We start from the raw sequence: 7,649 nt of genomic DNA on the forward strand, positions 1-7,649 counted from the left end.
GTGGGAGCGGGCTTGCCCGCGAAGGCGGACTAACAGTCGACACAGGTATTGAATCTGTAACCCACAAAAAACCCGGCCGAAGCCGGGTTTTTTTAACCGATCACTGCATCCAAGGCGGAGGCGGTTCTTCGGTCTTGCCCGGCGGCGCATCGTCCGCCGCGCGTACGGCTTGCTTGCGCTCTTCATCCAGGCGCGCGGCCTCGATCTCGCGCATGATGCCGCCCACGTCGGCCAGCTCTTCCGTTTCGGCGAACTCGCCGGTCAGGACACTGGCCGGGTGCAAGGTGCCGGCCTCGTACAGGGCCCACATTTCCTTGGCGTACCTGGTCTTCTTCAACTCCGGGGCAAACCGCCCGAAGTAAGACGCCATGTTGCCCACATCGCGCTCCAGCATGCTGAACGCGTGGTTGTTGCCCGCGGCATCCACCGCTTGCGGCAGGTCGATGATCACCGGGCCGGTCGGTGTCAGCAGCACGTTGAACTCGGACAGGTCACCGTGCACCAGACCGGTACACAGCATCAGCACGATCTGCGAAATCAGATACGCGTGATACTCGCGGGCCTGGTCCGGCTCCAGCACCACATCGTTCAGGCGCGGCGCGGCGTCACCGTACTCGTCGGCCACCAGTTCCATGAGCAGTACGCCTTCGAGGAAGTCGAACGGCTTGGGCACCCGCACACCGGCACTGGCCAGACGGAACAGCGCCGCCACTTCGGCGTTCTGCCAGGCGTCTTCGGTTTCCTTGCGGCCAAACTTGGAGCCCTTGGCCATTGCCCGGGCCTGACGGCTATTGCGCACCTTGCGACCTTCCTGATACTCGGCCGCCTGACGGAAACTGCGTTTATTCGCCTCCTTGTAGACCTTCGCGCAACGTAACTCGTTGCCGCAGCGCACCACATAAACAGCTGCTTCTTTACCACTCATGAGTGGGCGCAGCACCTCGTCGACCAGACCGTCCTCGATCAGGGGTTCAATGCGTTTTGGAGTCTTCATCAGCTTTTATTGTGGGTCCTTTATTACCAAACACGCGAAAGTCATTCGTTATACGGCAATCCATCCACGGGGGGGAGGGGTTGCCGACTCATGAGTATTGCAGAAGCACACAATGTGCCGATTTCACCGGGTAAAACCGACGACCGCCACCGGTCGGAGCAGATCATAGCCGAGCTTGCGTCAGTTGTTGTGCAAGGGCATTGAGGGCAATTGCGACAGAAGCTGACATCACAGCTCGCACCTTCCGTAGGATTTTTCCCATCAGGCCTCAATTTCCTCCGACAACAGCCGAAGTCCTTAGTGACAAAGTGATTTGTCCGACAATCGCTCCCCCAATAATAGCGATGCCGCACTCAAGGACCCGGGTTGACCAAGAACGTTTACGGCTGCCAATAAACCGCGAGTCATCTGCACTGCGTGGGCCTACAAGAAAATCTGGAGCGCGGATGAACATCAAACAGAAGTTGACCTGGGCGTTTGCAATCATCGCCTGCCTGCCCGTGGTGCTGGTCGCCACGCTCGTTGTGCTGAACCTGCGCAGTGATGCCAGGGACGAATTCATCGACGGCAGTGCCCGCGAAATTCGTCAGGTCAGCAACGCCATGCAATTGTTCTTTGACGGCATCAGCCAGAACGTCGATTACCTGGCCAAGCAGCCGTTGATCCGAAATTCCGACGACAGCCTCAAGACTTACATGGCTGCCAACGCCGAGAGCGTCCCCCAGGGCGAGGCGGACAAGAAAGTCTTCACCCTGCTCCAGGACCTGGGCAACAGTCACCCGTCTTACGCCTATGCCATCCTCGGCACGGCGGCCGGCGGCTACGTGTCGTGGCCGGATGATCCGAAACTGAACAACTACGACCCGCGCCAGCGCCCCTGGTACAAGGCCGCCCAGGCCAAGCCGGGCAAGCCGTTCCGTACCGAGGCCTATTACTGGGCCCAGGACGACGCGACCTACGTCAGCACCGTGCGCACCATCGACAACAAGCTGGGCACCAACGGCGGTGTGGTCAGCATCGATGTGACGCTCAAGCAGCTCACCGAAATCGTCAAGCAGATCAAGCTCGGTGAAACCGGCTACCTGATGCTGCTGGAAAACACCGGCATGGTCCTGGTGGATCCGAAACAACCGGAACACAACTTCAAACCGCTGAACAGCCTGGGCGACGGCTACGCGCAACTGGCCAAGGCCGGCAAGGGCCTGGTGGAAGTGGAATTGAATGGCGAGCGCTACATGGCCAACGTCTGGCCGTCGGAGCAGCTGGGCTGGACCTTCATCGGCCTGATCAAACAGGACGACGTGATGAGCTCCGCGACCCAGTTGACCTGGCTGATCGCGATCATCGCCGCCGTACTGGCGGTCATCTTCGCCGTCGTCGGCGCCAGCTTTGCCAGCCTCATCGTGCGCCCGATCCGCAGCGTGGCCAGCGGCCTGGAAGGCATCGCCCAGGGCGAAGGCGACCTGACCCAGAACCTGCAGATCCGCGGCAGCGACGAAACCGCGCAACTGGCCAACTGGTTCAATCAATTCCTGGCCGCGATTCGCAACCTGATCCAGAACATCGGCGGCGCGGCAGGCAAGATCCTCGCCACATCCAAGAGCTCGACCCAGGTCTCCAGCGACATGGCCGAAGCCGCCGGGCGCCAGCGCGAAGCGGTGGACATGGTGTCCACGGCGTTCCACGAAATGGTCGCCACCGCCAACGAAGTCGCGCGCTCTTGCAGCCAGGCGGCGGAATCGGCCGACAGTGGCCAGCGCCAGGCGCGCGAAGGTCAGCAGCAGATCGATGCGGCGGTGAACAGCGTGGATCGCCTGAGCCAGGAAATCGAACAGTCGGCCCAGTCGATGCAGCAACTGGAGCGTGACAGCAATGACATCCAGTCGATCCTCGGGACCATCCGTTCAATCGCCGAACAGACCAACCTGCTGGCGCTGAACGCCGCGATCGAAGCGGCACGGGCCGGTGAACAGGGTCGCGGTTTTGCCGTGGTGGCCGACGAAGTACGCGCCCTGGCCAAGCGCACCGCCGATTCCACCGCAGAAATCGACGGGCTGCTGGGCAACCTGGCCAAACGCACCAGCCAGGTGACCCAACAGATGCACGCCAGCCTGGAAGTCTCCCAGCAATCGGTGACGCGCATCGGCGAGGCGCGCAACAGCTTCGGGCAGATTCGCGAGTCGGTGGACGTGATCCGCGACATGAACACCCAGATCGCCACGGCGGCGGAACAACAGCATCAAGTGGCCGAAGACATCAACCGGCACATCAGCCAGATCCATGGTGATGCGCAACTGGTGGCGGAACTGGCCAACTCGGCGCGCCTGGACTCCCAGAGCCTGGCCGGGTTGTCGAATGAACTGGACGGGTTGGTGCGCAGGTTTCGTACTTAACCCGCAAGCTCGCTCCCACAAGATTTCAGTGTCGTTCACATAATCTGAGCCAAACACAAAACCTGTGGGAGCGAGCTTGCTCGCGATGAGGCCAGCAGTTTCAACATCTTTGTTGACTGACACACCGCTATCGCGAGCAAGCTCGCTCCCACAGTTTTTTGTGTTCAGCGCTCGATGATTGCGGTCACACCCTGCCCACCCGCCGCACAAATCGAAATCAGTCCCCGCCCCTTGCCCGCCGCATCCAGCAACTTCGCCAGGTTGGCGACAATGCGCCCGCCCGTGGCGGCAAACGGATGCCCCGCCGCCAGTGAACTGCCCTTGACGTTGAGCCGGCTGCGGTCGATCGAGCCCAGCGCCGCATCGAGCCCGAGACGGGTTTTGCAGTACTCGGGATCTTCCCAGGCCTTCAAGGTGCACAGCACTTGCGCAGCGAAGGCTTCGTGGATTTCGTAATAGTCGAAGTCCTGCAAGGTCAGCCCGTTGCGCGCCAGCAACCGTGGCACGGCGTAGACCGGCGCCATCAACAAGCCTTCCGCGCCGTTGACGAAGTCCACCGCCGCCGCCTCGCCGTCGCGCCAGTAGGCCAGAATCGGCAAGCCTCGCGCCTTCGCCCACTCTTCGCTGCCCAGCAACACCAGTGACGCACCATCGGTCAGTGGCGTGGAGTTACCTGCGGTCAGGGTGCCCTTGGCGCTTTTCTCATAGGCCGGCTTGAGCGCGGCGAGCTTTTCCAGCGTGGAGTCCGGGCGCAGGTTGTTGTCGCGGGTGAGCCCCAGGAAGGGTGTCATCAGGTCGTTGTGCCAGCCTTCGGCGTAGGAAGCCGCCAGTTTCTGATGGCTCTCGAGCGCCAGTTGATCCTGCGCCTCGCGCGGGATGTTCCAGGTCTGGGCCATCAGCTCGCAGTGCTGGCCCATGGACAACCCGGTGCGCGGCTCGCCATTGCGCGGGAACTCCGGGATCAGATGCCTGGGGCGCAACTGCAGGAAGGTTTTCAGTTTGTCGCCGGTGGTTTTCGCGCGGTTGGCTTGCAGGAGGATTCTGCGCAGCCCTTCGCTGACGCTGATCGGCGCATCCGAAGTGGTGTCCACGCCACCGGCGATGGCGCAGTCGATCTGGCCCAGGGCAATCTTGTTCGCCACCAGCAACGCCGCCTCCAGCCCGGTGCCGCATGCCTGCTGGATGTCATAGGCCGGGGTGGCGGGCGACAGGCGCGAACCCAGTACGCACTCGCGCGTGAGGTTCATGTCCCGCGACAGCTTGAGCACCGCCCCGGCGACCACTTCGCCGATGCGCTGGCCGTGCAGGTTGTAACGCTCGATCAGGCCTTCGAGGGCGGCGGTGAGCATCACCTGGTTACTGGCCGTGGCGTAGGGGCCGTTGGAGCGGGCGAAGGGAATCCGGTTACCGCCGATGATCGCGACGCGGCGCAGTTGGGTCATAAGAACTCCTGGTGAATGATTCAAATCGAGAACCGCCCCCTGTAGGAGCGAGCTTGCTCGCGATGAGTTGGAAGGCGACGCATTTCTCGAGACGATACGCGTCATCGTTCACGACCATCGCGAGCAAGCTCGCTCCTACAATGTAACCAAGCGTAGGCCTTATCTCGTGGATCGAACGACTGATCGCCATTCATGGTCCACACTTTGAACCCCAGCTTTCGGAGCGCGTTCCATGTCTGACCGCTATATCGACTTCGCCAATTCGTCCATCGGCCACCGTCTGGTCGGCGCCCTGGGGTTACCGGCACCGACTCGACTGGAGCGCTGGCAAGCAGGCCGGCTGCGGCCCGTGGAAGGTGCGCTGCTGATCGGCGGCGGGCCCTTGGCCGAACGCGTCAACGCCTTCGCCAACCGCCTGACCGACGCGATCTACAGCTACGGCACCGAGCCTTCAATGGCCACGGCGTGGATTCCCGGCCACGGCCCCAAACTCAAGGCCGTGGTGTACGACGCCAGTGACCTGCTGCACACCGACCAGCTCAAGCAACTGCGCGAATTCTTCCAGCCGCTGATGAAGAACCTCGATCACTGCGCGCATCTGGTGATTCTCGGGCGCGACCCGCAAACCCTGCGCGACCCGTTCGCCGCCAGCGCGCAGCGTGCCCTGGAAGGTTTCAGCCGTTCACTGGCCAAGGAGTTGCGCAGCGGTGGCACCCTGCAACTGATCTACGTCGGCGAAGGTGCCGAGGCGCAGCTGGAAGGCCCGCTGCGGTTTTTCCTCTCGCCCAAAAGCGCCTTCGTCTCCGGGCAGGTCATCCGCCTGAATCCGTGTTCGACGCCCGTCAGCGACTGGACGCGCCCGCTCGCCGGACGCAAGGCACTGGTGACCGGCGCGGCACGGGGCATTGGCGCAGCCATTGCGGAAACCCTGGCCCGCGACGGTGCCGAAGTCATCCTGCTCGACGTGCCACCGGCCAAAACCGATCTCGAAGCCCTCGCCGCACGCCTCGGCGGGCGCAGCATCACCCTCGACATCTGCGCCGAAGACGCCGCTGCGCAGTTGATCGAACAGTTGCCCGACGGCCTCGACATCGTGGTGCACAACGCCGGCATCACCCGCGACAAAACCCTGGCCAACATGACCCCGGAATTCTGGGACGCCGTACTGGCGGTCAACCTCAATGCCCCGCAAGTGCTGACCAAGGCCCTGCTCGACGGCGGCACCCTGCACGACAACGGCCGGGTGATCCTGCTGGCGTCCATCAGCGGCATCGCCGGCAATCGCGGGCAAACCAATTACGCGGCGAGCAAGGCCGGGCTTATTGGCCTGGCCCAAGCCTGGGCGCCGCTGCTCAGCGAACGCGGTATCAGCATCAATGCGGTGGCGCCGGGCTTCATCGAAACACAGATGACCGCGCACATCCCCTTCGGCCTGCGCGAAGCCGGACGACGCATGAGCTCCCTCGGCCAGGGCGGCTTGCCACAGGACGTTGCCGAAGCCGTGGCCTGGCTGGCGCAACCGGGCACAGGCGCGTTCACCGGGCAAGCGTTGCGCGTGTGCGGGCAAAGCGTTCTGGGGGCTTAAGGATGATTACCGACTGGCACACACTCAACCGCGAACCCAGCCTGCCGGGGTTATACGCCCGTGCGGCGACGCGACGCAAAATCACCGGCACCACCCTGCCCGACTCCGGCTTGCGTTGCTGGGTCGATGTCGATCCCAAACGCCTTGCGGCCTATCGCAAAGTCTGCGGCTTCGCCGACAACGGCCTGCTGCCGCCAACCTACCCACACATCCTCGGCTTTGCCTTGCAGATGCAATTGCTCACAGCCAAAGACTTCCCGTTCCCGCTGCTGGGCCTGATTCACCTGAGCAATCGCATCCGCGTGCTGCGCCCCATGGGCGCAGTGAATCGGGTGCGCGTCAGCGTCCAGGTAGAAAACCTGCAACCCCACGCCAAAGGCGCGACATTCGATCTGCTGACCACCCTCGACGACCAACTGGGCCCCTTGTGGGAAGCGCAAAGCCAAATGCTCTGCCGCGGCGTCAAACTCGAAGGCGACCCCCTCGAAGAAAACCTGACACCGAGCCTGGCCCTCAGCGAAATCGAGCACTGGAAAGCCCCCTCCGACATCGGCCGGCAATACGCCAAGGTGTCCGGCGACTACAACCCGATCCACCTCAGCGCAGCCAGCGCCCGACTCTTCGGCTTCCCCACCGCCATCGCTCATGGCTTGTGGAACAAGGCGCGCACGTTGGCGGCATTGGCCGGGCATCTGCCAACAGCGAATGTCGAGATCACGGTGCAGTTCAGGAAACCGGTACGGTTGCCCAGTGAGGTGACATTGCTCGCCAGTGCGCCAAGGTCGATCGGGGATTTGCAGTTAGCGGGCGCCGGGGAACTTGAGCATATGGTTGGGCATTGGCGGCCGGTGGCTTGATAAGGCGGGAATGTACAGCCAGATAATCAGGCCGGCCGGTAGGCCGCCATCGCTAGCAAGCCAGCTCCTACAAGGGATCGACGTATGTCTGGGAGATACTGGTTGGCTGGCAGGCCGCCATCGCTAGCAAGCCAGCTCCTACAAGGGATCGACGTATGTCTGGGAGATACTGGTCGGCCGTTAGGCCGTCATCGCTGGCAAGCCAGCTCCTACAGAAAAGCCGCGTACATCCGCTGCTCTTCACCACTCAACAGGCCGAGCGTTAGCTCGCCTGCAGCTCTTGATCTTGATCCACCCGCCCCCTCGGAAGGCTGAGTGGAGGTGTTCATCCGGGGATTGGCGCGCAGCGCCGTTCGACGCAGTCGAACTCATCGCATG

The 7,649-nt window shown here is 62.7% G+C and carries 5 protein-coding genes and 1 pseudogene; 4 read left to right on the forward strand and 2 right to left on the reverse strand.

The window, feature by feature from the left end; translation table 11 throughout:
- Positions 1-100: 100 nt before the first annotated feature.
- Positions 101-994 (reverse strand): PA4780 family RIO1-like protein kinase, encoded by an 894-nt coding sequence (locus EI969_RS03615; protein WP_150719181.1) that lies wholly within the window; start codon positions 992-994, stop codon positions 101-103.
- Between the two features lie 446 nt (positions 995-1,440).
- Here EI969_RS03615 and EI969_RS30895 point away from each other — a divergent pair.
- Both EI969_RS30895 and EI969_RS30900 read left to right on the forward strand, forming a co-directional pair.
- Positions 1,441-2,529, forward strand: a pseudogene (locus EI969_RS30895) (cache domain-containing protein); the annotation flags it as partial.
- 129 nt (positions 2,530-2,658) lie between these two features.
- Complete coding sequence (locus tag EI969_RS30900; protein ID WP_371317838.1) at positions 2,659-3,387, forward strand: methyl-accepting chemotaxis protein; 729 nt, start codon at positions 2,659-2,661, stop codon at positions 3,385-3,387.
- A 164-nt stretch (positions 3,388-3,551) separates the two neighbouring features.
- Here the strand turns inward: EI969_RS30900 and EI969_RS03625 are convergent, their stop codons facing one another.
- Positions 3,552-4,829, reverse strand: coding sequence for an acetyl-CoA C-acetyltransferase (locus EI969_RS03625; protein ID WP_160385972.1), 1,278 nt, complete (start codon positions 4,827-4,829; stop codon positions 3,552-3,554).
- 232 nt (positions 4,830-5,061) lie between these two features.
- Here EI969_RS03625 and EI969_RS03630 point away from each other — a divergent pair, with 232 nt between their 5' ends.
- Positions 5,062-6,414, forward strand: a complete 1,353-nt coding sequence (locus EI969_RS03630) for a 3-oxoacyl-ACP reductase (RefSeq protein WP_160385973.1) — start codon at positions 5,062-5,064, stop codon at positions 6,412-6,414.
- Positions 6,415-6,416: 2 nt separating this feature from the next.
- The gene (locus tag EI969_RS03635; protein ID WP_160385974.1) at positions 6,417-7,271 is read left to right on the forward strand and encodes a MaoC family dehydratase; all 855 of its coding nucleotides are present in this window, start codon (positions 6,417-6,419) and stop codon (positions 7,269-7,271) included.
- Positions 7,272-7,649: the final 378 nt, after the last annotated feature.

This window comes from Pseudomonas sp. PB101 (assembly GCF_009764265.1).
Taxonomy (GTDB): Bacteria; Pseudomonadota; Gammaproteobacteria; order Pseudomonadales; family Pseudomonadaceae; genus Aquipseudomonas.